The following is a 26292-nucleotide window of genomic DNA, read 5'->3' as shown; positions in this document are numbered from 1 at the left end:
CCATGACCCACGCAACTCTCGCCCCGCCGGCCCAGGCGCCGGCCCCGCACGCCACCGCGGTGGCGGCCAGACGGACCGCGAAGCGCAAGGACGTACTGCACTGGATCGCGGTGCACTCGCTCGGCCTCGCGGCGGCGCTGTTCTTCGTCCTGCCGTTCGTCTTCGTCTTCCTGACGGCCGTGATGAGCGACAACCAGGCGCTCAGCCGCGACCTGTGGCCGCACGACTGGCAGTGGAGCAACTTCCGGCAGGTCTGGGACACCCCGGGCTTCCTCACCTGGTGGCGCAACACCCTGGTGTACGCGGTGTCCGGCACGGTGCTGACCGTCGTGTCCAGCCTGCCCGTCGCCTACGCGCTCGCGAAGTTCCGCTTCCGCGGCCGCAATCTGGTGATGGTGCTGGTCATCTCGACGATGATGCTGCCGCCCCAGGTCATCATCATTCCGATGTACCTGTTCTGGACCCGGCAGCTGGGCATGGACGGGACGCTCTACCCGCTCATCATCCCGATGGCGTTCGGTGACGCGTTCACCATCTTCCTGCTGCGGCAGTTCCTGCTGACGATCCCGAAGGAGTACACGGAGGCCGCCAAGGTCGACGGCTGCGGCGAGCTGCGCACGCTCCTCACCGTGATCGTGCCGATGATCAAGCCGGCGATCGCCGCCGTGGGGCTGTTCCAGTTCTTCTACTGCTGGAACGACTACTTCGGCCCGCAGATCTACGCCAGCTCCAACTCGGCCGCCTGGACCCTCAGCTACGGCCTGGAATCGTTCAAGGGCGCCCACCACACCAACTGGAATCTCACGATGGCCGCCACCGTTCTGGTGATGGCTCCCGTGATCGTGGTCTTCTTCTTCGCCCAAAAGGCCTTCATCGAAGGCGTGACCCTGACTGGAGTCAAGGGATGAAACTGGCAGTTGTCGGCGGTGGCTCGACCTACACCCCCGAACTCATCGACGGTTTCGCGCGGTTGCGCGACACGCTGCCGATCGAGGAGCTGGTGCTGGTCGACCCGGCCGCCGAGCGCCTCGAACTCGTCGGCGGACTCGCCCGGCGGATCTTCGCCAAGCAGGGACATCCCGGAAAGGTCACCACCACCGCGAACCTGGAGGCCGGCGTCGCCGGCGCCGACGCGGTACTGCTGCAGCTGCGCATCGGCGGACAGGCCGCGCGCAACCAGGACGAGACCTGGCCGCTGGAGTGCGGCTGCGTCGGCCAGGAGACCACCGGGGCCGGCGGTCTCGCCAAGGCGCTGCGCACCGTCCCGGTCGTGCTCGACATCGCCGAGCGGGTCCGCAGGGCGGCGCCCGACGCCTGGATCATCGACTTCACCAACCCGGTCGGCATCGTGACCCGCGCCCTGCTGCAGGCCGGCCACAAGGCCGTCGGGCTGTGCAACGTCGCGATCGGCTTCCAGCGGAAGTTCGCCGCCTTCCTCGACGTGGCCCCCGACGCCGTCCACCTGGACCACGTCGGCCTCAACCACCTCACCTGGGAGCGCGGGGTGCGCCTCGGCGGCCCCACCGGCGAGGACCTGCTGCCCAAGCTGCTCGCCGAGCACGGCGACGCCATCGCCGAGGACCTCCGCCTGCCGCGGGTGATCCTGGACCGGCTCGGCGTCGTCCCCTCGTACTACCTGCGGTACTTCTACGCGCACGACGAGGTGGTGCGCGAGCAGAAGATCAAGCCGTCGCGGGCCTCCGAGGTCGCGGCGATGGAGAAGCAGCTGCTGGAGATGTACGGCGACCCGACGCTGGACGAGAAGCCGGAGCTGCTCTCGAAGCGCGGCGGCGCCTTCTACTCCGAGGCGGCGGTGGCCCTGGCCTCCTCCCTGCTGCGGAACACCGGCGACATCCAGGTCGTGAACACGTACAACAACGGGACCCTGCCGTTCCTCCCGGACGACGCGGTGATCGAGGTACCGGCGACGGTGGACGGCTCCGGCACCAAGCCGCTGCCCGTCGCCCCGCTGGACCCGCTGTACGCGGGCCTGATCGCCAACGTCACCGCCTACGAGGACCTCGCCCTGGAGGCCGCGATCCACGGCGGCCGGGACCGGGTGTTCAAGGCACTGCTGTCGCACCCGCTCATCGGCCAGTACGAGTACGCCGAAGCGCTGACCGACAGTCTCGTCGCGCACAACCGGGAGCACCTCGCGTGGGCCTGAACGAACCGCTCGTGCCGGGTGGCGTCCTCGCCATCGACGCGGGCAACAGCAAGACCGACGTGGCGATCGTGGCCGCCGACGGGACGGTGCTCGGCACCGCCCGCGGCGGCGGCTTCCAGCCGCCGGTCGTCGGTGTCGACGCGGCCGTCGCGGCCCTGGCGGCCATCGTCGGCCGGGCCGCCGCCGAGGCCGGCCTGACCCTCGGCGAGCGCCCGCTGACCGAGCACACCTCGGCCTGTCTGGCCAACGCCGACCTGCCCGTGGAGGAACAGCAGCTCGAACTGGCCGTGCACGCGCAGGGCTGGAGCCTGAGCACCCGGGTCGCCAACGACACGTTCGCGATACTGCGCGCGGGCGTCGACGAGCCGCGCGGCGTCGCGGTGGTGTGCGGCGCGGGCATCAACTGCGTCGGCATGCTGCCGGACGGCCGGACGGCCCGCTTCCCGGCGATCGGCAAGATATCCGGCGACTGGGGAGGCGGATCGGGTCTGGCGGAGGAGGCCCTGTTCCATGCCGCACGGGCCGAGGACGGCCGCGGCGGCCCCACCGAACTGGCCGTCTCGCTGCCCGCGCACTTCGGCCTCACCTCGATGTACGCGCTGATCGAGGCGCTGCACCTGGAGCACATCCCGCCGTCCCGCAAGTACGAGCTGACGCCCGTGCTGTTCCGCACCGCGGACGGGGGCGATCCGGTGGCCCGGAAGATCGTCAGCCGGCAGGCCGACGAGATCGTCGCGCTGGCGAGCGTGGCGCTGGGGCGGCTCGGACTGCTCGACGAGGAGGCCGACGTGGTGCTCGGCGGCGGTGTCATGGCGGCCGGGAATCCGACCCTGATGGACGCCATCACGGAGCGCCTCACCGCCCGCGCGCCGAAGGCCGTCACCCGTGTGGTGAGCGCCGCCCCGGTGCTGGGCGCGGCGCTTCTCGGCCTGGACCACGTCGCCGCGGAACCCGCGGTGCACGCCAGGCTGCGCGCGCACTACGCGTAGTGCCGTACCCGAACGCCGGACGGGCCCGTTCCACGGGCCCGTCCGGCTTTTCACGGGTGCCCCCGGAACCGGGCGCGGGTCCCGGGCGTGATGGGATACGGGTGAAGTTCGTACGGCAGGGCCGCATAGCGGGCAGTTCGCGCAAGATCCACGCAATCCCTAGGTGGATGACACCGCGTACGGCCATACTGCTGGCCAAGAGCTTGACTGCCGTGCGCAGGGGAGTTGTTCCGGGGGAGGGTTCAGTGACACAAACGCCGACGGGGAGCGGAATCCCGGCCGCGCAGGGCTATGGTGCCCCGCCCGCGCCGCGCGTTCCCCAGCCGCCCGCGAGGCCGCCGGCCGTACCGCCGCCCCCGCCGCCACGGCGGCGGGCCTGGAGCGAGGGCGCGGACCGGCTGCGGGCCGCCGCGACGACCGAGCCCGGCCGGCTGCGGATCATCGGCGCGGTACTGGCCGTGCTGGTCGTGGCGTTCGGGGCGGTGACGGCGTGGCAGATCACCGACCGCGCGTCGGCGGCGAGCGACGTGGTCAACCACAGCGCCCCGCTCAGCGCCAAGGCCGCCGAGATCTACCGGTCGCTGGCGGACGCGGACACCACCGCCTCCGGCGGCTTCCTCATCGGCGGCCAGCAGCCGAAGTCCGTCACGGACCGGTACGACAACGACCTGCGGACGGCGTCGAAGCTGATCGCCGAGGCGGCCGGGAACGCCCAGGGGTCCGCGACGACCCTGGAGCAGATCTCGCTGCTCAACCAGCAGCTCAAGGGGTACACCGAAGAGGTGGCGCGGGCCGGCGTCAACAACCGGCAGGGCTTCCCCGTCGGTGGCGCCCATCTGCGGTACGCCAACGAGCTGATGCGCCAGGACGGCGGCCTGTTGGACACCGCCGACAAGCTGTACAAGGCCGAGACGGCCCGGCTCGGCGAGGACTACGGCTCCGCCAAGGCGCTGCCGTGGCTCGCCTGGTCCCTCGGAGCGATCGCGCTCGGCGCCCTGCTGTGGGCCCAGCGCCGCTCGTACCGGCGCACCAACCGCGTCTTCAACCAGGGGATGCTGGCCGCCAGCGCGGCCTCGGTGGTGGTGCTGCTGTGGGCGGTGGTCGGCCACACGGTCGCCGCCTCCCAGCTCGACACGTCGTACGACCACGGGGCGAAGTCGCTGCAGGTGCTCAACAGCGCCCGGATCGGCGTGCTGCAGGCCCGCGGCGACGAGAACCTGACGCTGGTCGCCCGCGGCTCCGGCGCCTCGTACGAGACCAACTTCCAGGGCGGCATGTCGACCCTGGCCGGCAAGGACCCCAAGGGCGTCGGCGGCGAGATGGCGCAGGCCCTGGCGCTCGCGGACGACGAGGCGGGCCGCAGCCCGGTCAACGACGCGATCAAGGGCGTACAGGCCTGGCGGGGCCGGCACACCGCGGCCCGCGCCAGCGACAACGAGGGCAACTACGCGGACGCCGTCGCTCAGGTGATCGGCGGCAAGAACCAACAGGGCGAGGTGGTCACCGCGACCACCGGCCAGTGCTTCGACGTGGTGGACGCCAGCCTGCGCAAGGCCGTCGACCATGAGCAGCAGGAATTCGTACAGGCCGCGAACGACGGCCGCGGGGCGCTGACCGGGCTTCCGGCGGGTGCCGCGCTGCTGGCCGTGCTGGCCGCGGCCGGCGCCGCGCTCGGCATCGGACGCCGGCTGTCGGAGTACCGGTGACCGGGGTGACCGGCCAGGCCGGTGGAGGGAAGCGGACCATGCGCGAGGACACGCCACGGACGCGGCGGACGCGCCGCAGTTGGCGCGGCTGGGGCGGAGTCGCGGGGATGGCGGCCGCCTGCGCGCTGGTCGTCACCGCGGTGGCGGTCCCGCTGCGCGGTGCCGGCGCGGCGGACGGCGCGCGGTCGGCGACGCCCGGCGGCGTGCTGAGCGCCAAGTACGCCTCCACGGACGACACCTGCGACCACCCGGAGGCCAGCGGTCAGCGGCCGTCGACGGTGGACGGTGACGCCGTGCGGCGGATCAAGGAGCACGGCAAGCTCATCGTCGGCGTGGACCAGAACAGCTATCTGTGGGGCTTCCGCGATCCGGCCACCGGCCAGATCACCGGCTTCGACATCGACCTGGTGCGCGCCATAGCCAAGGACATCCTCGGCGACCCGGAGAAGGTCCAGTTCCTGACGGTGCCGACCGACCAGCGCATCCCGATGATCAAGGCAGGGAAGGTGGACATGGTGGTGCGCACCATGACCATCAACTGCTCACGGCTGAAGGACGTGGCGTTCTCCACCGCGTACTTCGAGGCCGGGCAGCAGCTGCTCGTGCCGCTGCAGGGCACCCCCATCACCGGCTTGGACACCTCCCTCAACGGCCGGACGGTCTGCACCGCGAAGGGCTCCACGGGCGAGACCAAGCTCAAGGAGGACTCGCACGGCGCCAAGGTCGTCCTCGTACCGAACCAGCTGGACTGCCTCGTGCGGCTGCAGCTGAACCTGGTGGACGCGGTGTTCACCGACAACGCGCTGGCGGCCGGCCAGGCCGCGCAGGACCCCTCGGTCCACCTCATCGGCCAGAAGGTCACCACGGAGCCGTACGGGGTGGCCATGAACCTCAGGGACACCGATCTGGTGGCCCGCGTCAACAAGGTGCTGGAGGATTACCGCAGCGGTGGCGTCAACAGCCCCTGGATGCAGGCGTACCGTCATTGGCTGGCCGCCAAGCTGCCGGATGTGACCGGACCGCCCGCACCGCTCTACAAGAACTGAACCACCTGGCCCCCGGGGCCGGAACACCAGGGCCGACCAGCAGGACTGAGCTCCGCACACGACGTGCCGGTTACGGGAAAGAAGGTTCGATGGCGGAGGGGGCACCTCCCGGCCGGAGGTCGGTGGAGGGACCGTCCGGGCCGGTGATGGGCCGGGAGGAGGTCGACCGTGCCCTGGCGCGGATCGGCGCGGACCACGAGGCGATCGAGTCCTCGCTGCTCGCCCTCCAGGACCACTCCGGCCGCCGGCTGCTCGAAGGCGCCGAGCTGGCTGGTGTCACCAAGGAGCGCTGGGCCGAGACGGATTCGGCGATCACCCTGCTGTGGTCGCACTTCGAGGCCTACACCGCTGCCCTGAACTCCGCGCGCGAGCTGCGCGGCCGCCGCCGCTGGCCCACCCAGACCGATCTGAACACGCTCACCGAACTGCTGCGCGGCACCGGCGTCACGGTGTCCGGCGGCGCGGTCCCGGACGCGGCCCGCAGTCTGACCGGCCCCGCCGTGCTCACCGAACGGTTCAGCCTGGAGCAGCTGCTGGACCGGATGAACGGCTGGTACGAGCAGGCCATGGCGATGGTCGCCGGCGCCGACTCCGTCTGGTCCGCGCTGCCCGCCCGTATCGATCTGCTCGCCGCGGACGTGCAACGGGTCCGCTCGCTGGCCCACTCGGTGGGGGTACGCCCCGGCGCCCACCCCTCGGGGGACGAGCTGGAGCGGCTCATCACCGACCTGGCCGCGCTGCGCGCCCAGGTGGTCTCCGACCCGCTGGCGTTCTGGCTGCCGGAGCCGAAGCCGGGCCGCGCGGACACCGCCCGCTACGAGCAGGCCGGCCGCCGGCTGGAGGAGCTGCGCCGTGAGGTCGACGCCGTGCTGCACGTGCGCGACGACGCCGACCAGCGGCTGCTGCACCTGCGGGACGTGCTGTCCCGGGCGGACCGTACGCTCACCGAGGCGCGCAGCGCACGCGTCGAGGTGCTGGCGAAAATAGCGGCGTCGGAGGTCCCGGCGGTCAGCGGCCCGTCGTCCGCGCTGCACGAGCGGCTCGCGGCGGCCGACGACTACCGCAGGACCGGTCAGTGGCACCGGCTGTCCCCGCTGCTGGACGGCCTGGAGCAGCGCGCCGACGAGGAGTTGCTGCGGGCCCGCGACTCCCTGACGGCGGTGACGGCGCCGCTCGCGGTCCGCGCCGAGCTGCGCGGCCGGCTGGACGCCTACCGCGCGAAGGTGGCGCGGCACGGCATGGCGGAGGACCCGCTGCTGATCGAACGGTACGACCAGGCGCGCCGCATGCTGTGGAGCGCGCCCTGCGATCTGCGGGCCGCGGAGTCGACGGTGCTGCGCTACCAGCAGGCGGTGGCCGAGGTGCTCGGGCCGAGGCAGTCGCAACCCGCGGACAGGCGGGAATCCTGATGCGGAACCATCTGCCGGTGGGACCACAGAAGAGGGTTGGATGGAAGAGGGCTGGACGGCTACGGGCCGGCCGCACGATGGAACGAGGGGGGACACCGTGAGCAAGTGCCAACGGCCCGGCTGCGGCGGGGCTCTGGAGGACATGGGCGGCGGCGAGCTGTACTGCGACACCTGCGGGCTGGCTCCCGTGGCCGTCGCGGCGGCGAGCAGTTCGGCACGGTCGGCCGCCGGCGGCGGCCTGGACTCGGGGCGCTCGTCGGCGCACTCCTCCCGTTCGTCGAAGTCGTCCTCGCGGTCCTCGCGCCGTTCGGTGTCCGGGCGGCTGTCCCGCGCCCTCAGCGGCTCCACCACCGGACGTTCGGTGTCGGTGCGCAGCTCCCGGAGCACGGGCAGCGGCTCCACCCGCGGCAAGCTGGGCGCCGGGCTGGTCTCCGTACCGCCCATCCCGCGCCCGGATCCGGCCGCGGCCGTCCTGGACAACCCGCAGGTCCCCGAGCGCAAGCGGTTCTGCAGCAAGGGCGACTGCGGGGCGCCGGTGGGCCGCAGCCGCGGTGACAAGGCCGGCCGCACGGAGGGCTTCTGCACCAAGTGCGGGCACCCGTACTCCTTCTCGCCGAAGCTGCGGGCCGGCGATGTCGTGCGCGGCCAGTACGAGGTCGTGGGCTGCCTGGCGCACGGCGGGCTCGGCTGGATCTATCTCGCGGTGGACCGCGCGGTCTCCGACCGCTGGGTGGTGCTCAAGGGCCTGCTGGACACCGGGGACGAGGACGCGCTGGCCGCGGCCGTCTCCGAACGGCGGTTCCTCGCCGAGATCGAGCACCCGAACATCGTCCGCATCTACAACTTCGTGGAGCACCTGGACCAGCGGTCCGGCACTCTCGACGGTTACATCGTGATGGCCTACGTCGGCGGCAAGTCGCTCAAGGAGATCGCCAACGACCGGCGCGGTCCCGACGGCAAGCGCGCGCCGCTGCCGGTGGCGACGGCCATCGCGTACGCCATCGAGGCGCTGGACGCGCTCGGTTATCTGCACAGCCGCAACCTGCTGTACTGCGACTTCAAGGTCGACAACGCCATCCAGCAGGAGGACCGCCTCGAACTGATCGACATGGGCGCGGTCCGCCGGATGGACGACAACGACAGCGCGATCTACGGCACGGTCGGCTACCAGGCCCCGGAGGTCGCCGAGCTGGGCCCGTCCGTCGCCTCCGACCTGTACACCGTCGCGCGCACCCTGGCCGTGCTGACCTTCGACTTCCAGGGCTACACCAACGTCTTCGCCGACAGCCTGCCCGACCCCGACAACATCGAGGTCTTCTCCCGCTACGAGTCCTTCTACCGGCTGCTGGTGCGCGCCACCGACCCGGACCCGGACAAGCGCTTCGCGTCCGCGGAGGAGATGTCGGACCAGCTGCTGGGCGTGCTGCGCGAGGTCGTCGCACTCGAGACCGGCAAGCCGCGGCCCGCGCTCTCCACCCTCTTCGGGCCGGAGATCCGGGTGGTGGACACGGAGTTGGTGCACCCGCTGCCCGGCGACGCGTCCCGGCTCGGCGCGGACCGCCGCCGCAAGCCCGGCGCGGTCGCCGCGGGCGCTGCCAACAGCTTGAACGGCGCGCCGCCCGCGTTCATCCCGCCGCAGGGCGGCGCACAGCAGGGAGCCCTGGCGGGCACTCCGGGCGCACCCGCCCTGCCGCCCGGCGCGCCCCTCCCGTACAGCGCGACCGTCGTCGGCACGGTGCCCATCGCCCCGGCCGCCCTGCCGGGTGCGGCAGGACCGGCGGGGGACGGCACCGGATTCGGCTTCCCGTCGGTCACCCGGCTCGACGCACCCGCCGCCGTACTGGCGCTGCCCGTGCCGCATGTGGACCCGTCCGACCCCAACGCCGGTTTCCTGGCGGGTCTGTCGTCGGCGGCGCCCTCCGAACTGATCTCCGCGCTGCAGTCCTCCCCCGTCGAGTCGGTCGAGCGGCGGCTGCGCGATCTGCGGGCCCGGCTCGAACTGGGCGACGGCGGCGCCGCGCTGCTCGTCCTGCAGGGCCTGGCCGACGACGACCTGGAGGACTGGCGCGTCGTCTGGCACCGCGGCCTCACCGCGCTGACCACCGGCGACCACGAGACGGCCGCGCTCTCCTTCGACGCGGTCTACGACGCGTTCCCCGGCGAGTCCGCGCCGAAGCTCGCGCTGGGCATCTGCGCCGAGGTGCTGGGCCAGCTGGACAACGCGACCGAGTACTACCGCCTGGTGTGGACCACCGACCAGAGCTACGTCAGCGCCGCCTTCGGCCTGGCCCGGGTGCGGCTGGCGGCGGGCGACCGGCCCGGCGCCGTACAGGTCCTGGAGTCGGTGCCCGAGTCGTCCATCCACTTCACCGCGGCACGGGTCGCGGCGATCAGGGCCCGGCTGCGCGACCGGTCCCCGCACGAACCGTTGCTGGACGATCTGACGGCCGCGGGCCGGCAGGTCGAGCAGTTGCAGCAGCAGGGCCTCGACGCCGACCGGCGCGAGCAGTTGTCCGCCGAGGTGCTCGGCAGCGCGCTCGACTGGGTGCTGGCGGGTGGCCAGGGTGCGCAGCCCGCCGCCGCCCATCCGGTGCTGCTGGGCAGCGCCCTGGACGAACGCGGGCTGCGCTTCGGCCTGGAGCGCTCGTACCGGGTGTTGGCCCGGCTGGCCCAGAAGGACCGCACAAGGATCGAACTGGTGGAGCGGGCCAACCGTTTCCGCCCCCGGACGTGGGTGTAACCGAATGCCAGGACTGCCGGAGTCGGCCCAGTCAGCTCAGTCGATCAGCTGCCCCAGCTGCGCGGAACCGCTGGAGGAGGGCGACAAGTTCTGCGGCGTATGCGGCGCGGACGTGACCGCGCCGCTCCCCGCCGCGGGCGCCGACCTGCCCGGAACCGGGCCCTCCGGCAACGGCTCGGCGGCGGGCACGGGGAACGGTGAGTTCACCGATCCCTTCGCGCTCGCTCCGCCCCGAAGCCCCGCTGCGGCCCCCGGGCAGACCGCACCGGGGCAGCCGCCGGCGAGCGCCGACGCACCCGCTCCGCCGCAGCCCGCCGCGGAGGTCACCGACCCGCGCGAGGAACTGCTCGCCGGACCGGCGCCGCAGGGGCGGACCTGTGTGGCGTGCGGGGTCGGCGGGGTCGACGCCGACGGGTACTGCGAGCACTGCGGGCACGCGCAGCCGCGGCTGCGCGACCACCAGGAGCGCGAACTCGAAGGCGTGGCCGCGGTCAGCGACCGCGGTCTGCGGCACCACCGCAACGAGGACGCGTTCGCCGTGGCGGCGACCTCGCTGCCGGACGGGACACCCGCGGTCATCGCGGTGGTGTGCGACGGCGTCTCGTCGGCGTACCGCCCGGACGACGCCTCGGCGGCGGCCGCCGCGGTGGGCAGCGAGAAGCTGCTCGACGCGCTGGAACACGGCAGTCCGCCGGAACAGGCCATGCACGACGCCCTGCTGGCGGCGGCCCACGCGGTGGCGGTGCTCGCCGAGGAGGACGACGTCCGGCAGGGCCCGCACCACAACGCCCCGGCCTGCACCTGCGTGAGCGCCGTCGCCGCGGGCCCGGTCTTCACCGTCGGCTGGATCGGCGACAGCCGCGCGTACTGGGTCCCGGACGACCGGAGCACCCCGTCCGCCCGCCTCACCGAGGACGACTCGTGGGCGGCCCGGATGGTGTCGGCGGGGCTGATGTCCGAGGCCGAGGCGTACGCGGACGAGCGCGCCCACGCGATCACCGGCTGGCTCGGCGCCGACGCCGTCGACATCGATCCGCACACCGCTTCCTTCCAGCCGGAGGGAACGGGTGTAGTGGTCGTGTGCACCGACGGGCTGTGGAACTACGCCGAGTCCGCGGCCGAACTGGCGGCGGTGGTACCGGCCGACGCCCGCACCCGGCCGCTGCACTGCGCGCAGACGCTGGTGGGGGTGGCGCTCGACGGCGGGGGCCACGACAACGTAACAGTCGCCGTACTTCCGTTCCCGGCCACGGTGGGGCGGGCAGGATCCGAACCTGCGTAGAACCGGTCCCTCTCCGGGGGATGTCTTTGTGGACTGAGGAGCGCGAGGAGCTCACGCGATGGCCAATTTCTCCAAGTCGAACGTGCCGCAGTTTTCGGTCGACATCTATCAGAACGAGTACCTGCCCGAGGGCGGCCGCGAGGTCAATGCCATCGTCACGGTGACGTCGACCGGCGGCGGCACCTCCGGCGGTCACCCGCTGGCGGCTCCCGGTTACGCCACCGACGGCGCCCCGGGCGGAGCTGTGGTGATCATGGTGGACTGCTCCGGTTCGATGGACTACCCGCCCACGAAGATGCGCAACGCCCGTGACGCGACCGCCGCCGCGATCGACACGATCCGCGACGGGGTGGCCTTCGCGGTGGTCGGCGGCACCCATCAGGCCCGCGAGGTCTACCCCGCCAACGGCGGTCTCGCGGTGGCCGATGCGCAGACCCGCGGCCAGGCCAAGCAGGCGCTGCGCAAGCTCACCGCGGGCGGCGGCACCGCGATCGGCACCTGGCTGCGGCTCGCCGACCGGCTGCTGGCGACCGCCGATGTGCCGATCCGGCACGGCATCCTGCTGACCGACGGCCGCAACGAGCACGAGAAGCCGGAGGACCTGCGGGCCACTCTGGAGGCATGCGCCGGCCGCTTCACCTGTGACGCGCGGGGCGTGGGGACGGACTGGGAGGTCAAGGAGCTGACCGGGATCGCCTCCGCGATGCTCGGCTCCGTCGACATCGTCGCCGACCCGGCCGGGCTGAAGGCGGACTTCCAGGCGATGATGGAGACCGCGATGGGCAAGGAGGTCGCGGACGTGGGGCTGCGGCTGTGGACCCCGCAGGGCTCCGAGATCAAGTTCGTGAAGCAGGTCGCGCCGACCGTCGAGGATCTGACGGCACGCCGTACGGAGGCCGGTCCGCGGGCCGGCGACTACCCCACCGGCTCCTGGGGCGACGAGTCCCGCGACTACCACGTGTGCGTCCAGGTGCCGAACGCCGGTGTCGGCCAGGAGATGCTCGCCGCCCGGCTCTCGCTGGTCCTGCCGCAGCCGGACGGCACCTCCCAGGTGCTCTCCCAGGGGCTGGTGCGGGCGGTGTGGACGGACGACATGGCCGCCTCGACCCGGATCAACCCGCAGGTCGCGCACTACACCGGCCAGGCGGAGCTCGCCTCCGTCATCCAGGAGGGCCTGGAAGCACGCAAGTCAGGCGACATCGACGGGGCGACCGCGAAGCTGGGCCGCGCCGTTCAGCTCGCGAGCGCCTCGGGCAATGACGACACCGCGAAGCTGCTGGCCAAGGTGGTCGACGTGGTCGACGCGCCGAGCGGTACCGTACGGCTGAAGGCGCGGGTCGCGGACGCCGACGAGATGACCTTGGAGACGCGGTCGACGAAAACCGTACGCGTCAAGAAGTAACCGCGCTCGCAGGCGGAGGGGGAGCCAGCCGTATGTCGACTTGTCCGAACGGTCACCAGTCGGGAACCGACGACTGGTGCGAGGTGTGCGGCCACCGCATGTCCGCACCCGCCGTGCCGTCCTCCTCCGCGGCCTCCGGGCCCGCCGGGCCGGTGGTCTCCGGCTACGATCCGGACGCCACGGCTGCGGCCGAGCCGTGCCCGACCTGCGGTACGCCGCGGGAGGGGCTGGCGCTGTTCTGCGAGGAGTGCCGCTACAACTTCCAGACGCACACCGCCACCACCTTCGTCGCGCCGCCGTCCCCTCCCTCGCCGGGGTTCCCGCCCTACCAGCGGTACGAGTCGCAGCGCTCGCGCCCGTCCCAGATGAACCGCCCGGCGGAGCCGCTGGCTCCCGAGGCGATCATCCCGGGCGGCTCGGGCGACTTCCTGCTCACGCCGCCGAGCGCGCCCTCCACCCCGTCGGCGCCGTCCCGGCCCGAGGCCGTCGTGCCGGAGCCGGCCGTGGCCCCGGTCGTGCCCGAGGTGACGGCCTGGACCGCCACCGTCGCCGCCGACCGTGACTACTTCACCGCGATGATGGCCCGCAGCGGACCCGACGCCACCGGTCTGTACTTCCCGTCGTACTCCCCCGAACTGCGGCTGCCGCTGGTCGGCAACCAGATCACCATCGGCCGCCGCCGGCACAGCACGGGCGAGGCTCCCGACATCGACCTGTCCCGCGCCCCCGAGGACCCGGGCGTCTCGCACCAGCACGCCGTTCTGGTGCAACAGCCCGACGGCGGCTGGTCCGTCGTCGACCAGGACTCGACGAACGGCACCACGGTCAATGGGGCCGCTGACCCGATCCAGCCCTACCTCCCGGTACCGCTGAAGGACGGCGACCGCGTCCACGTCGGCGCCTGGACGACGATCACGGTCAGCCGCGGCTGATGTCACTCCCGCACCACCTTTACCAAGGATGAGCAAACTTCGTACACCTGAACGACGCTCGCGTTCGCACAGCTGATAGAAAGCCTTGCTGGCTGTTCTCATCCGGTGAAGGGGTTCGGTCACCCTTCGCCCGGTGATCCGCCGGGGGGGCTCTTTCGCAGGTCCGGTACGGGTCGTGCCCGTACCAGGGGGGACCAACTCTTCTCTGCCGCCGTCCGCCGCGCTCCGCGCGGTGCCGGGGGCGCCCTCTCGCGGTATCGCCGTGGCCGCACGGCCGTTCGACGCAGATCTTGAGGGAGTTGACGCATGGGCATTGCAGCCCGTGAAAAGGTTTTTCGCATAGGCATGGTGACCGCCACCGCGGTCGCCATGATCGCCACCGCGGCGCCCGCCGCCCTGGCCGACACCACCCCGGCTCCGGCACCGAAGCGGATCGGGTCCGCCCCGGTCGCTCCGCACGGCGCCTTGCGCACCGGTACTCCCGACGGGGACGCGGCGCTGGACCTGAGCGTGTCGCTCAGCCCGCGCGACCCGGCCGGCCTGAAGAGCTTCATCGCGGCGGTGTCCGACCCCGCCTCGCCGCAGTACCACCACTACCTCAAGACCGGTGAGTTCGGCCCGGCCTTCGGCCCGACGCGAGCCACCGTCGACCGGGTGCGCGCCGCCCTCACCGCCCAGGGTCTCGACCCGGGCGAGGTCTCGGCGGACGGCTTCTCCATTCCGGTGCACACCACCGTGAGCGCGGCCGCCAAGGCGTTCGGGACCAGCTTCTCGGACTACCGGCTGGCGGACGGCCGCACCGGCCTGACGAACAACGCGGCGCCGGCCGTGCGGGCCGACATCGCGTCGGCGATCACCGGTGTCGTGGGGCTGAACACCCTGACCACCGTGAAGCCGAAGCACGTCACCTCCAAGGGGCAGTTCACCGCGAAGTCGAAGGCCTCGGCGGCCACGGTCGCCCCGCACGCCGCGGGCAAGTCCCCGCAGCTGTGCGCTGACGCCAAGTCGCTGTTCAGCGACAACTTCCTCACGGACACCCAGCAGTACTGGAGCGCCGGCGAGCTCTCCAAGGCCTACGGGATGAACAACCGGCCGATTCCGACCACCGGCGTGTCCGTGGCGCTCTTCGAGCTGGAGAGCTACGACCCGAAGGACATCGCCGCCTACCAGGCGTGCTACGGCACGAAGGTCCCCGTTACCGCGATCAATGTCGACGGCGGTCCGACGGCTCCGGCCGACTCCACCAAGAACATCGGCGGGGAGGCGGCCCTCGACATCGAGGACCTCATCGGCCTGGTGCCGGAAGCCTCGATCCTGGTCTACCAGGGCCCGGACGCCAACAAGGCGACCTGGAACCAGGTGCTCGACACCTACCAGCGGATCGTCACGGACAACCGCGCCCAGGTGATCTCCACCAGCTGGGGCTCCTGCGAGATCGGCACTCCCTCCGCGGTCATGGCCGCCGAGAACGTGATCTTCCAGCAGGCGGCGGCACAGGGCCAGACGGTCACATCCTCCGCAGGTGACAGCGGTTCCACCGACTGCTCGCGTCCGGGCGCGCCCGACCCCACCGTCGGGACGGACGACCCCTCCAGCCAGCCGTACGTGCTCGCCGTGGGCGGCACCAACATGGTCGGCGCCAACGAGTCGGTCTGGAACGACGGCGACGGCGCCACAGGCGGCGGCGTCTCCTCCATCTGGAAGTCGGCCACCGCTGCCGGCTACCAGAACGGCTTCACCGGCCCCGGCTACAACAACGCCTGCGGCGCAGCCGCGGGCGAGACCTGCCGCCAGGTACCGGACGTGGCGGCTCTGGGCGACCCGAACACGGGTTACCCGATCACCTGGGGCCGTGACTCCCAGGGCTACCCGATCTGGCACATGTTCGGCGGCACCAGCGCGTCCGCGCCGACCTGGGCCGCGCTGATCGCCCAGGCCGACATGGACCTGGCGTGCGCCGCCGACGGCCCGCTCGGCTTCGTGAACCCGGCGCTCTACAAGCTCCCGGCGTCCTCGTTCCGTGACGTCGTCACCGGCAACAACGACCTGCTGAGCTCCGGTTACACCGGCGGCCTCTACCAGGCCGGCTCCGGCTACGACCTCGCCACCGGCCTCGGCGCCCCGCACGGCCGGGCCATCGCCACCGGCCTGTGCAAGGCGCTGCCGGAGAAGCCGGCCGGCACCTTCACCCCGGCGAACCCGGCCCGTCTGCTCGACACCCGGTCCGCCATCGGCGTCCCCACCACCACGCCGGTCCCCGGTAACACCACGGTGAACCTGAAGATCAAGGGCGCTCCGGGTGCCCCGGCCAGCGGTGTGACCGCGGTGGTCCTCAACGTCACGGTCACCGCGACCACGCAGCCCGGCTACGTGACCGCCTGGCCGCACGGTGCGACCCGGCCGACCTCGTCCAACCTCAACTGGGTGAAGGGCGACACCGTCGCGAACCTGGTGACGGTTCCGGTCGGCGCCGACGGCTCGGTCGACCTGGGCAACGTCACCAGCGGAACGACGCACCTCATCGCCGACGTCTTCGGCTACTACTCGACGAACCCGTCGGGTTCCACCTACGCCTCCGCGGGTCCGGCGCGACTGCTGGACACCCGGACCTCGATCGGCGTTCCCACCACGACGCCGGCCGCGAGCAAGGGCACGGTGAACTTCAAGGTCGCGGGCGCCCAGGGCATCCCGGCGACCGGCGTCACCGCGGTGGTCCTCAACACCACCGTCACCGCCACCGCGCAGGGCGGCTTCCTGACCGCGTGGCCGCACGGCACGACCCGGCCGGCCTCCTCCAACCTCAACTGGGCGAAGGGCCAGACGATCGCCAACTCGGTGATCGTCCCGGTCGGCGCCGACGGTTCGGTGGATCTGTACAACGGCAGCGCCGGAACGGCCCACATCATCGCCGACGTCTTCGGTTACTTCACCGACTCGGGGACCGGCAGGACGTTCCACACCGCGGGTCCGACCCGGCTGCTCGACACCCGTTCCGGAGTCGGCTCGACCGGCAACGGCGGTGCGATGGCGCCCAACTCCCAGCTGGCGCTGAGCCTGAACGACGGCAATGTCCTGGCCAACGCCAAGGCCGTCGTCCTGAACGTCACCGTCACCGGCGGCACCGGCCTCGGGTTCCTCACCGTGTGGCCCGACGGGACGACCCGTCCCAACGCCTCCAACATCAACTGGGTCCCCGGACAGACGATCCCCAACCTGGTCACGGTCCCCGTGGTCAACGGCAAGATCGACTTCGGGAGCACCAGCCCGGGCACCGTCCAGGTCATCGCCGACCTGTTCGGCTACTACAGCTGATCCCGGCGGTCCGGTAACCCGGACTCCGGCTCTCGCAGCAACACGAGGCAACACGAGGCAGGCCCCGCACCCGGCAGTTCCGCCGGGTGCGGGGCCTTCTCGCTGCCCTTCTCGTTGCCCTCTCGCTGCCCCTGTTGCCCCGAGCCCTTCAGGCGGCCGGGACGTCCCAGACGTGCGCCCCGTCAGGAGCGTCCAGCCAGGTCCACTGGCGGTCTCCGTCGACGGAGAGGCCGTAGCGGTCACGCGCCGGCCGGGACGCGCGCAGCCACAGCTCGTGGGCGTCCTCCGCGATCGCCCACAGATCGCGGGGCCCGGCCAGCAGGACCCTGCCGTCGCGGTCGGCGCGGGCGCTGGAGCCGTCAGGGGCGGTGATGGCGACGCCGCGGTCGCCGGAGGCCCAGCGGACCTCCAGCGCGCCCGTCCGGAGGGTCAGCAGGAAGCGGAAGAGATCGTCCTCCAGGACCCGCGGCGGCGTGCCGGACCAGCGGACCGTCTCCGGGGCCTCGTCCGGCGGCGCGTCCGGTGACCCGTCGTCCGGCCCGTCCGGTACGGGATCCCGCCGGTGGGAGGCGGCCGCTCCGCGCAGCGGGACGAAGTAGGCCGCGGTGTGCAGGAAACGGCCCTCCGCACGGTCGGGACCGGTGACGGTCAGCCGGATCAGCCCGCCCGCGAACGGCGCGAGGATCCGGCCGCCGGGGCGGCACTGGCGCAGCCACTCGACCGGCACGGACGGCAGCTCGCAGGTCGCGACGATCCGGTCGTAGGGCGCCCGGTCCGGGTGGCCGAGGGCTCCGTCGCCGGTGACGACGGCCGGTGCGGCGCCCGCCGTCGCGAGGTGCGCGCGGGCCGCGTCGGTGATCTCCGGGTCCAGGTCGACGGTGGTGACGGCGTCGTCGCCGAGGCGGTGGGCGAGCAGCGCCGCGTTGTAGCCGGTGCCTGCGCCGATCTCCAGCACCGTCCGCCCCTCCCGTACCTCCAGTGCCTCGGCCATCGAGGCCATCAGCGACGGCTGGCTGCTGGACGAGATCAGCCTTCCGTCCTGTACGTGCGTGACCAGCGGAACGTCCTCGTAGGCGCCGGTCAGCCAGCGGGCGCGCTCCTTCGGATCGGGGTCGTCCGCGGTGAGCCGTTCGTATCCGCCGGGCCGCGGACTGTAGTACTCGGGGACGAACAGATGGCGCGGCACCTGCTCGAAGGCCGCCCGCCACCCGGGGTCGGCCAGCCCGCCGGCCGCGACGATCCGGCGTACCAGCAGGTCGCGCAGCGCGTCCGCCGCCTCGGTGCGGTGATCCTTCCGGTCCGCGTCCTCCATAGCTCCACTGTGCGGCGGCCGGGCCCGATCCGCGACGCCCCGCGCCCGCACCGGGCGGCCGGAGACCGTTCCCGCCCCCCCGTCGCGCCCTCGTCCCGCCCCCGTCGCGCACCGGGTCGTAGGTCCCAGGTCCTCCGCCGGGTCGTCTGAGACCATGGAGGAGTGCCGCGCGCTTCCCGGGGGCGACCCCGGTGCCCCGTGCGCGCACCACGTCGACCGGCGCCGGGCCGGTGCGACATCTTGAGGTGGAGCTGAGTGAACGAGACCCCGCAGGACACGGCGCCGCAGCAGACGTTCTACGACGCCGTCGGCGGCGAGCAGACGTTCCGGCGGCTGGTGCACCGCTTCTACGAGGGTGTCGCGGCCGACCCCGAACTGCGGGCGATGTACCCGGAGGAGGACCTCGGCCCGGCCGAGGAGCGCCTGACGCTCTTTCTCATGCAGTACTGGGGCGGCCCGCGCACCTACAGCGACAACCGCGGCCACCCGCGGCTGCGGATGCGCCACGCGCCCTTCCAGGTCGACCAGGCCGCGCACGACGCGTGGCTGCGCCACATGCGGGACGCGGTCGACGATCTGGCCCTCGCGCCTGAGCACGAGCGGCAGTTGTGGGACTACCTGGTGTACGCCGCCGCGTCGATGGTGAACACCGCGGGCTGAGCGGACCGCCGTTACCGTCTGACCGTGCTGCGACCGTCCGCTGACCGGACATCGGACAACGGACAACGGGTCACGATCGTATTGCGACAATCTTCTACACTTCCTCACGCCCGATCTGTTTGAGAGCATCCGAACAGCGGTCGAACGGGGGATAAGCGTGACGGGGTTTGTGTTTCTGCGTGTCCGCGCGCACCGATTGCTGCTGACCGCCGCCCTCCTCACCGTGGTTCTCACCACCAGCGTGCTGGCCACCCTCGCCGCGTTCACCAGCGCCATCGGCGATGCCGGGCTGCGCCGCACACTCGAACACCAGTCGGCGGCGCGGACCACCGTCAACGTCCAGATGACCGTCACGGCCGACGCCTGGCGGACCTCGGACGCCGGGATCCGCAAGAACCTGGGGAGCGCGTACGACGGGCTGCCCGCGGAGGTGCGGTCCAGCACCCGGTCCGGGCCGTACGCGCTGCCGGCCACGCTGGGCGGTGCCGCGTCCGGCGCCCCCAAGGGCGCCGACCCGGACCTGACGCTGCTGGCCACCTTCGACCGGGCGCACGTGACGCTGGTCCAGGGCGGCTGGCCCACCGCGGTCGACCGCGGCACCGGCGTCGTGCCGGTGGCGGTCCCCGAGCCCGTGGCCCGCTCCCTGGGCGTGCGGCCCGGCACCCTGGTCGACCTGACCAGCCGGCTCGGCGGCCCGGTGCTCCACATCCGGGTCACCGGCACCTACCGCCCGACCGACCGGACCGACCCGTACTGGCAGCTCGACCCGATGGGCGGCCACGGCATCCGCACCGTGTCCTTCACCACCTACGGGCCGCTGCTCGCCGACCCGAGCGTCTTCGCCTCCGACCGCCTCACGCCCGCCGAGATGTCCTGGCAGAGCACCGCCGACTTCCGGAACCTGGACGTGGCCGGGATCCCCGGGGTGCGGGACGACGTGCGGCGGACCATCGACGCCACCGCCAAGGACCCGGCGAATTCCGGCATCCAGATCTCCTCCGAGCTGCCCGACCTGCTCACCGGGGTGCAGCGCACCCTGCTGGTGACCCGCTCCACGCTGCTGATCGGCGCACTGCAGCTGCTGATCCTGGCCGGTTTCGCCCTGCTGCTCGTCGCCCAGCTGCTGTCCGAGGAACGGGCCGGCGAGACCGCGCTGCTGCGGGCCCGCGGCGGCTCGCGCGGCCGCGTCGCCCGGCTGGCCGCCACGGAGTCACTGCTGCTCGCGGTGCCCGCGGGACTGGCCGCGCCGCTGCTCGCCGGGCCGGTCATCCGGCTGCTGGCCGGGCAGGGTGCGCTGGCCAGGTCCGGCACCGACCTGGGCGGCGCGATCGGTGCGGCCGCCTGGTGGGTGGCCGCCGGAACCGCGCTGGCCTGCGCCTTCGCCGTCATCGTGCCGGCCCTGCGGAGCGCCGGGAGCTATGTCGAGGAGCGCTCGGCACGCGCCCGGCGCGGGGCGCTGCCCGCCGCGGTACAGGCCGGGGCCGACCTCGGACTGCTGCTGCTCGCCGGCATCGCCTACTGGCAGTTGTCGAGCCGCGCCTCGGACACCGGGGTGCTGAGCGCCGACACCGGCGGCAGCCTCGGCGTGGACCCGGTGCTGGTCGCCGCGCCCGCGCTGTGCCTGCTGGCCGGCACCGTCCTGATCCTGCGGCTGCTGCCGCTGGCCGCCCGGCTCGGTGAGCGCAGGGCGGCGCGGGGCAGCGGGCTGGCGCTCGCCCTCGCGGGCTGGCAGCTCTCCCGGCGACCGCGGCGCGGCGCCGGAGCCGTGCTGCTGCTCGTACTGGCCGTCGCCATGGGCATGTTCGCGATCGGACAGGGCGCCAGCTGGGACCGGTCCCAGCGCGACCAGGCCGACTTCGCGGTGGGCGCGGACCTGCGGGTGACCGGCGCCACCACCCCGCCGTTCGGACAGGCGGGGGTGTACGAACACACTCCCGGCATCGCCACCGCCGCCCCCGCGGCGCGGTCCCAACTGACGCTGCCCGAACAGCGCGTGGCCTCCGTCCTCATGATCGACACGGCGAAGGCCGGCGAGGTGATGCAGTTCCGCCAGGATCTCGCCGACCGTCCGCTGCCGGAGCTGCTCCGGCCGCTGCGGGCCGATCCGTCCGGCGGAGCGAAGGAGACCGCGGGCTTCCCCGTCGACGCCACCGCCCAGCAGTTGCGCTTCACCGCGCGGCTCGACTCGGACGGGCAGGGCGGGGTCGTCGACTCGCTCACCGCGGTCCTCAAGGACGGCAACGGCATCACATACGCGTTCCCGCTCGGCGATGTCCCGGCCGACGGAAAGCCGCACCTCCTGGTCCTGGACCTCGCCGACGCGGCGGGCCGGACGGGCGGGTCCCCGGCGGGACCGCTGCGGCTCACCCGCGTCGAAGTCGACTACGCGGCCCCCGAGTTCGTCGAGAAGCACCGGCTCACCCTCGCCCCGGCGACCGTCACCGCGGACGGCGCCGTCCGCCCGCTGACGGCCGCCGCCGGCTCGTCCTGGGCCGCGAAGGCGCAGATGCAGCGGGCCGACACCACGCTCGGCAGTGACCCCGCCCTCCAGCCGAACGCCGGCACCGTCACCAGCACCCAGGCCGGGGCCGCGCTGACCGTGGACTACTCGACCGGGGCCACCGACCCGACCCTGGCGGACTCCAAGGGCGCCCACCTCTCCGTACGTGTCGCAGAACCGGCCGCCCCGCCGCTCGCCGGGGTCGCCACCGACGCCTTCCTGCTGGCCACCGGCAGCAAGGTGGGCGGCGATGTCCGCGTCGAACTGAACGGCATCGAGACGACCGTGCGCATCACCTCCGCGATCCGCGCGCTGCCCGGCACCACCGCACCGCCGTCCTCCCTGAAGGACGGCGGAGCGCTGCTGCTGGACCTGCGCGCCGTGAACCGGACGCTCAACGCGACGGGCGGCCGCGGCATGGAGCCCAGCGAGTGGTGGCTGGCCGCCCGGCCGGGCGCCACCGGGAAGATCGCCGCCGCGCTGCGCGACCGGGCCGACATCGATTCCCTGCTGGTGCGTGACGAGACCGCGTCGGAGCTGCGGGCCGACCCGCTTGGCGCCGGGCCGCAGTCGGTGCTGCCGGCCGCCGTGATCGCCGCCGCGGTGCTGGCGGCGGTGGGCTTCGCGGTCAGTTCGGCCGGCGCGATCCGCGAGCGCAGCGGGGAGTTCGCGGTGCTGCGGGCGCTGGGGGCGCCCCGCCGCAAGCTGGCCCGGATGATGGCCGCGGAGCAGGGCCTGCTGGTGCTGCTGGCCCTGGTGGTCGGGGTGGCGCTGGGCGCGCTGCTGACCCGGCTGGTCGTACCACTGATCGTTCTGACGGCGCAGGCGTCCCAGCCCGTTCCGGGACTGCTGGTCACCCTGCCGGTGGGGCCGCTGGCCCAGCTGATCGCCATCGTGCTGGTCGTACCGCTGCTGGTGGTCGTCCTGACGGCGGTCCGGCGCGGCGACCCGGTCACCGCGCTGCGCAGGCAAGGGGAGGACTGACATGACGAACGGGACCGAAGGTCTCCCGGCGGCTCCACGGGCCGCCGCGCTCTCCTGGGTGCGGGTCCGGCTGCGCGCCGCTCCGGCCGCCGCCATCGCGATGGCCCTGCTCGTGCTGGTCACCGCCTTCCTCGCGGCCGCGCTGCCGCGGGCGGTGGACCGCTACGAGGTCAAGGCGCTGCGCGGTTCGCTCGCCGACGCCAAGCTGCGCGACCGCACGCTGTCCCTCAGCGACACCTCGTCGGGTCCGGACACCGAGGGCGCCTCCGGAGCGTCGCGGTTCGCGCCGGAGTGGATCGCCGGCGTGGAGTCGGAGTTCCAGAAGCTCGTACGACCGCCTCTGCGCCTGCTGCCGGGTCAGTCCGTGATCGGGGTCAGGACCGGCAGCGACTCCGCGGCGCTGGATCCCGGACTGCCCCGGCCGACCAAGGTGCTGAACCCGATGGCCGACCTCGTCGCCCAGCAGGGTCTGGAGCAGCACTCCCGGCTGGTGGCCGGCAGCATGCCGCGCGGTCCCGCTCCCGCCGACGCGTCGGGCGGGTCGAACCGCGTCGATGCGGCGGTCACCGAACAGACCGCCAAGGTGATGGGCCTGCGTCCCGGCTCCGAGATCCACCTCAGCACCCTGCGCACGGCGTTCACCGTCCATGTGACCGGCATCGTCTCACCCACCGAGCCGGGAGGCGCGTACTGGAACGAGGAACCCGACGTCCTCGCTCCCCAGTTGACGTCACCTCCCCCGCGGCCCGGCGAATACCCCACGTTCTACTGGCACTTCACCGTGCTGATCGCGCCGGAGGCGGCACCGGCCCTGCTCAGCCTGGGCAAGGGCGCGTCCTTCTACTGGCACCACCCCGCCGACGCCGGCCGGCTCACGGCCCAGGACGTGGCCCCGCTCCAGGCGCAGCTGGCCTCGCTCGACAGCGGCCCGGCCGCGACCGCGCTGCAGGAGGGCACCGGGAGTTACATCCACATCACGACCGGGCTCGGCCGGCTGCTCACCGCCTACGAACGCGACCGGGCGGCGGCGCTGCCGCTGGTCCTGGTCGCCGCGATCGGTGTCGGCGCCACCGCGTTCGCCGTCCTGCTCATGGCCGGCGGGCTCGCGGCCGAGCGGCGGCGCGGCGAACTCGCCCTGCTGCGCTCGCGCGGCGGCTCCCTGCGCGGCATGGTCGGACGGCTGCTCGGCGAGACCACGGCGGCCGCCGTGCCGGCCGCGCTCGCCGGAACCGTGCTCGCCCTGGTCCTGCTGCCGACCGACCGGTACCTGCTGTCCGTGCTGCTCGGCTCCGCAGTGGCCGTGACCGCCTCGCTCGCCCTGCCATTGCGGGCCGTCGCCGTCCACCGCAGGCCGCGCCCGGCCGCACGCGAGGACGTGGCCGCCGCCCGGCCCTCCCGGCGCCGTACGGTGGCCGAGCTGACGGTCACCGTCCTGGTCATCGGCGCGGTCGTCGCCCTGCGCCGGCGGGGCACCGTCAGCGGCGCCGACCCGTTTCTCGCGGCCGCACCCGTCCTCGTCGCCATCGCCGCCGCCCTGATCCTGCTGCGCCTGTACCCGCTGCCGCTGCGGCTGCTGGCCCGGCCCGCGGCCCGGCTGACCGGCGCCGTCACCCACCTCGGCCTGGCCCGCGCCGGCCGCTCCCCGGCCAGCGCCCAACTGCCGCTGCTCGCCCTGCTGATGTCGCTGACGGTGGCCTCGTTCGGTGGATCGGTGCTCGCCGGGGTCGCGGACGGCCGTGACGAGGCGGCCCGCGCGGCCATCGGCGCGGACGCCAGGATCGACGCCAACTTCGTCCTGCCCGAGAAACTCGCGGCGAACATCCGGCAGGTGCCCGGCGTCGCCGGGACCACCGGCGTCCGGGTCGAGCCCAGCGCCCCCACCTCCGGATTCGGGATGCCCTACAGCGTGCTCAGCGTCGACCCGGTCGCCTACGCCGCGCTGACCCGCTCCATCGGGCTCCCCGACTTCCCCGCCGACGCACTCCTGCACGACGACGGCACCGGCCCGATGCCGGCCGTCGTCTCCCGCAAGGTCGCCGCGAAGCTCGCGGGCAGCACCCTCTCGGTGCAGCCCGCCATCGGAACGACCGAGATCAAGGCCGCAGCGGTGCTGGACCTCACTCCGGCGGCACCCAACACCGATTTCGTGATCGTCTCGTCCGCGCAACTCGCCAAGCGCCACCCGGACATGAACTACAGCCAATACACCGGCCCCACGGTGCTGATGATCACCGCGAACGGTCCCATCGACGGCAAGGCGCTGCGCGCCGCCACCGCCGCGTCCGGCTCCAACATGTTCGTCGCCCTGCTGAGCGAGGAGCGCGGCGTACTCGCCGACTCGGCCCTGCAGTCCGGGGCGCGGGGCATCTATCTCGCCGCGGTCGCGGGCGGCGCCGGTTACAGTGCGCTCGCGCTGCTGCTGTCCCTGCTCCAGGCCGCCCCCCAACGCGCCGCGCTGCTCGCCCGGCTGCGGACGATGGGCATGGGGCGGCGCGACGGGCGACGGCTGGTGTTCCTGGAAATGCTGCCGCAGGCACTGCTGGCGGCGATCGGCGGCGTGCTCGTCGGCCTCGCGGTGATCCCGCTGCTCGGGCCCGGCGTGGACATCACCGCACTCGCGTTCGGCAGCGACCCCGGCACGAACGTACCCGCCGGCCTCGGGCTGCGCGCCGACCCGCTCTCGCTGGCGCTGCCTTCGGCCGGACTGCTGGCGCTGGCCTGTGTGGTGCTGCTGGCGCAGGTCTGGGTGACCGGACTGCGCCGTGAGAGTACGGACCTGAGAGTAGGAGACCGCTCATGACCCATACCACCGAGGGCGGCGCCGGCGGCGCCACGACCACCCTGGCCGATCTGGAACAGCGGGCGGCGGCCCGCCGCGAGCAGCCCGCCTACGGGCAGGACGCGCTCATCAGCTGCGACCGGCTGGTACGGATCTTCACGGCCGACGGCGTCGAGGTCCAGGCGCTGCAGGGCCTGGACCTGCTCGTCGCCAAGGGTGAGCTGATGGCCCTGGTCGGCGCCTCGGGCAGCGGCAAGTCCACCCTGCTGAACATCCTCGCCGGCCTTGACGTCCCGACCGCGGGCGCTGCCTCCGTCGGCGGCTACGACCTGCTCGACATGGACGCCAAGTCCCGGCTGCGCTACCGCCGGGAGGTCGTCGGCTTCGTCTGGCAGCAGACCGCCCGCAACCTGCTGCCCTATCTGACGGCAGCTCAGAATGTCGTGCTGCCGATGCAGTTGTCGGGGCGTGACGGGTTCCGCGCCAAGCGGCTGCACGCCGCCCGCGCCACGGAGCTCCTCACCATGCTCGGCGTCGGCTACTGCCACGACCGGCACCCCGGGCAGATGTCCGGCGGCGAGCAGCAGCGCACGGCCATCGCCGTGGCACTCGCCAACTCCCCGTCCCTGGTGCTGGCCGACGAGCCGACCGGCGAACTGGACTCCGCCACCGGCGAGCAGGTCTTCGCCGCGTTCAGGACCGCCAACGAGGAGCTCGGCACCACCGTTGTCGTCGTCACCCACGACCACGCCGTGGCCGACGCCGTACGCCGCACGGTCGCGATCCGGGACGGCAGGACGGCGTCCGAGGTGCTGCGCCACACCGAGATCGACGAACACGGCCAGGAGTCGGTCGTCGCCCGCGAGTACGCCACCGTCGACCGCGCCGGACGGCTGCAGCTGCCCCGCGACTACACCGCGGCGCTCTCCATCGAGAACCGGGTCCTGCTGGAACTGGAATCCGACCACATCGGCGTCTGGCCGGACCGGCCGACGCCGCCGGAGGAGGACTGATCCGGCGGCGTTGTGGCGTCGTTGGGTGCGGCGTTGTGGTGCGGCGTTGTGGTGCGTCG

The 26292-nt window shown here is 72.9% G+C and carries 16 protein-coding genes; 15 read left to right on the top strand and 1 reads right to left on the bottom strand.

The window, feature by feature from the left end:
* Positions 1-2: 2 nt before the first annotated feature.
* The 11 genes from C6N31_RS08830 to C6N31_RS08780 all read left to right on the top strand — a co-directional run bounded on the left by C6N31_RS08830 (position 3) and on the right by C6N31_RS08780 (position 16985).
* On the top strand, positions 3-908 hold the full coding sequence (locus tag C6N31_RS08830) for a carbohydrate ABC transporter permease (RefSeq protein ID WP_138355108.1): 906 nt from the start codon (positions 3-5) through the stop codon (positions 906-908).
* Entirely contained in the window at positions 905-2167 is a 1263-nt protein-coding gene (locus tag C6N31_RS08825; RefSeq protein ID WP_138355107.1) for a 6-phospho-beta-glucosidase, read from the top strand. The genes C6N31_RS08830 and C6N31_RS08825 overlap by 4 nt, the downstream gene beginning before the upstream one ends.
* On the top strand, positions 2158-3156 hold the full coding sequence (locus C6N31_RS08820; RefSeq protein WP_138355106.1) for an N-acetylglucosamine kinase: 999 nt from the start codon (positions 2158-2160) through the stop codon (positions 3154-3156). Before C6N31_RS08825 ends, C6N31_RS08820 begins: the two co-directional genes overlap by 10 nt.
* Before the next feature lie 245 nt (positions 3157-3401).
* Positions 3402-4862 carry a GlnX family signal transduction membrane protein gene (locus C6N31_RS08815; RefSeq protein ID WP_244809177.1) on the top strand — a complete coding sequence of 487 codons (1461 nt, stop codon included), beginning with the start codon at positions 3402-3404 and terminating at the stop codon, positions 4860-4862.
* Between the two features lie 38 nt (positions 4863-4900).
* A complete protein-coding gene (locus C6N31_RS08810) occupies positions 4901-5908 on the top strand; it encodes a glutamate ABC transporter substrate-binding protein (protein WP_138355104.1) in 1008 nt (335 codons plus the stop codon).
* Positions 5909-5997: 89 nt separating this feature from the next.
* Positions 5998-7317 (top strand): hypothetical protein, encoded by a 1320-nt coding sequence (locus C6N31_RS08805; protein WP_138355103.1) that lies wholly within the window; start codon positions 5998-6000, stop codon positions 7315-7317.
* Between the two features lie 40 nt (positions 7318-7357).
* On the top strand, positions 7358-10057 hold the full coding sequence (locus C6N31_RS08800; protein WP_138355102.1) for a serine/threonine-protein kinase: 2700 nt from the start codon (positions 7358-7360) through the stop codon (positions 10055-10057).
* A gap of 4 nt (positions 10058-10061) precedes the next feature.
* A complete protein-coding gene (locus C6N31_RS08795) occupies positions 10062-11339 on the top strand; it encodes a PP2C family protein-serine/threonine phosphatase (protein WP_138355101.1) in 1278 nt (425 codons plus the stop codon).
* Between the two features lie 58 nt (positions 11340-11397).
* Complete coding sequence (locus tag C6N31_RS08790) at positions 11398-12741, top strand: vWA domain-containing protein (RefSeq protein ID WP_138355100.1); 1344 nt, start codon at positions 11398-11400, stop codon at positions 12739-12741.
* 32 nt (positions 12742-12773) lie between these two features.
* Positions 12774-13673 (top strand): FHA domain-containing protein, encoded by a 900-nt coding sequence (locus C6N31_RS08785; protein ID WP_138355099.1) that lies wholly within the window; start codon positions 12774-12776, stop codon positions 13671-13673.
* Between the two features lie 345 nt (positions 13674-14018).
* A complete protein-coding gene (locus C6N31_RS08780) occupies positions 14019-16985 on the top strand; it encodes a S53 family peptidase (protein WP_187144884.1) in 2967 nt (988 codons plus the stop codon).
* Positions 16986-17133: 148 nt separating this feature from the next.
* Here the strand turns inward: C6N31_RS08780 and C6N31_RS08775 are convergent, their stop codons facing one another.
* Positions 17134-18297, bottom strand: coding sequence for a methyltransferase domain-containing protein (locus tag C6N31_RS08775; protein WP_138355097.1), 1164 nt, complete (start codon positions 18295-18297; stop codon positions 17134-17136).
* A 255-nt stretch (positions 18298-18552) separates the two neighbouring features.
* Here C6N31_RS08775 and C6N31_RS08770 point away from each other — a divergent pair, with 255 nt between their 5' ends.
* The 4 genes from C6N31_RS08770 to C6N31_RS08755 all read left to right on the top strand — a co-directional run bounded on the left by C6N31_RS08770 (position 18553) and on the right by C6N31_RS08755 (position 26233).
* Positions 18553-18957 (top strand): globin, encoded by a 405-nt coding sequence (locus tag C6N31_RS08770; protein ID WP_138355096.1) that lies wholly within the window; start codon positions 18553-18555, stop codon positions 18955-18957.
* Positions 18958-19114: 157 nt separating this feature from the next.
* On the top strand, positions 19115-22441 hold the full coding sequence (locus tag C6N31_RS08765; RefSeq protein WP_198357350.1) for an ABC transporter permease: 3327 nt from the start codon (positions 19115-19117) through the stop codon (positions 22439-22441).
* Position 22442: 1 nt separating this feature from the next.
* Positions 22443-25241 carry an FtsX-like permease family protein gene (locus C6N31_RS08760; protein WP_164607916.1) on the top strand — a complete coding sequence of 933 codons (2799 nt, stop codon included), beginning with the start codon at positions 22443-22445 and terminating at the stop codon, positions 25239-25241.
* Positions 25238-26233 (top strand): ABC transporter ATP-binding protein, encoded by a 996-nt coding sequence (locus C6N31_RS08755; RefSeq protein ID WP_138355093.1) that lies wholly within the window; start codon positions 25238-25240, stop codon positions 26231-26233. Before C6N31_RS08760 ends, C6N31_RS08755 begins: the two co-directional genes overlap by 4 nt.
* Positions 26234-26292: the final 59 nt, after the last annotated feature.

The sequence above is a fragment of the Streptomyces fildesensis genome (genome assembly GCF_016107395.1).
GTDB lineage: Bacteria > Actinomycetota > Actinomycetes > Streptomycetales > Streptomycetaceae > Actinacidiphila > Actinacidiphila fildesensis.
Note: the sequence above shows the minus strand (reverse complement) of the source record. Positions and strands in the feature narration are given on the sequence as shown.